Source organism: Candidatus Termitispirillum reticulitermitis, from assembly GCF_054655775.1.
In genome coordinates, this window is the sequence record NZ_BAAIHG010000151.1 from 1 (window position 1) to 1,239 (window position 1,239).

Here is a 1,239-nt window from a genome sequence, read left to right on the forward strand (position 1 = left end):
CGTCTAACCTTGCGGTCTGCCTCCCCCTCTATGTTTTCAGGCTGAATGCACATAGCGTCTTGATATTCTTTCTCTCTAATTGTCATTTATTGCCCCTTAAACTTAATAACCTTATCATACTCCTACCACCATCAAGATTTATTTGCACTATTCCGTTGATAGCCCTGCCCTCACTGTCAAAAAACCGAAAAATATTACCTTCAAGACGGACAGGGAACGCATCCTCACCAAGCACGTAAGTCTTTTGTTGTGCTGGTGCAACGGATGCTAAAAGAACAAATATAAACAAAAGCCCCAAAACTTTTTTCATAAATTACTCCTTCATAACTCCTCGTTTGAGGATATGAATTTCATCGTCTTTGCACTTATCTTTCCTGTCCTCAAAACCAGTTGTCTTTAGACAATAATAAATACAATTGGCTAGCCCTAAACATGCCACTAATAGTAATATGACCACCAATACTGATAGTGCAGATTTTAATAAAAACACTGATAACACTACAAACACCAATAAAGCTACTATTAAAGCTATCCTGATGTACCATTTTTTGGCACAGAATAGCAATATGATTGCTAAGCCAGATATGAAAAATATCGTAGGAATTATGGAACATGGTAAATTTAAGCCTTTCATGAGATTACAGAGTACATTTTGTATGTTTTTATCTAGCACGATGAGTTGGAAAACCTCTGTTCCAAACAAAACAAACCAGCCAAAAGTTATAACCAAGCTAATAAAAATACTTGCCCTTGAAACAGAAATGGGCAATATATCTGTTAGGTTCGCAAAACTATATTGCTTATAAAGAATAGTTTTGTATAGCTTGCCTATATCGTCCTCTAGCTGGTCAATGTGGTGCTCCCAGTTTTCTTGCAAAAACTTGGATGCACGATTTGCTAAATACCAAATATATGAAACCAACAAACCTAACCCCGTTAGAATAGGATATAGGTATTGGTATTTATCTGGGCAATCCCCTTTTTTTAGGTCAATATATCCGAGAAATATCACCGAAATAAAGCCCGCAAAGTATAATGCCCTTTTCCAGTGCATCTCTATCTCAAAATCTCTGACGTGCCAAGCCTTTTCTAACAATATTTTCCTGTTTTTACGTCTAACCTTGCGGTCTGCCTCCCCCTCTATGTTTTCAGGCTGAATGCACATAGCGTCTTGATATTCTTTCTCTCTAATTGTCATTTATTGCCCCTTAAACTTAATAACCTTATCATACTCCTACC

2 protein-coding genes are annotated in these 1,239 nt (G+C 37.0%); both read right to left on the bottom strand.

Annotated elements, in window-relative coordinates; all coding sequences use genetic code 11:
* Window positions 1-82: 82 nt before the first annotated feature.
* A complete protein-coding gene (locus AC1MDJ_RS07925; protein ID WP_479690379.1) occupies window positions 83-310 on the bottom strand; it encodes a hypothetical protein in 228 nt (75 codons plus the stop codon).
* Between the two features lie 3 nt (window positions 311-313).
* The gene (locus AC1MDJ_RS07930) at window positions 314-1,198 is read right to left on the bottom strand and encodes a RipA family octameric membrane protein (RefSeq protein ID WP_479690380.1); all 885 of its coding nucleotides are present in this window, start codon (window positions 1,196-1,198) and stop codon (window positions 314-316) included.
* Window positions 1,199-1,239: the final 41 nt, after the last annotated feature.

Coding starts and splice junctions, on each gene's coding strand:
- AC1MDJ_RS07925 (WP_479690379.1), bottom strand. CDS start 310: ATGAAAAAAGTTTTGGGGCTTTTGTTTATATTTGTTCTTTTAGCATCC.
- AC1MDJ_RS07930 (WP_479690380.1), bottom strand. CDS start 1,198: ATGACAATTAGAGAGAAAGAATATCAAGACGCTATGTGCATTCAGCCT.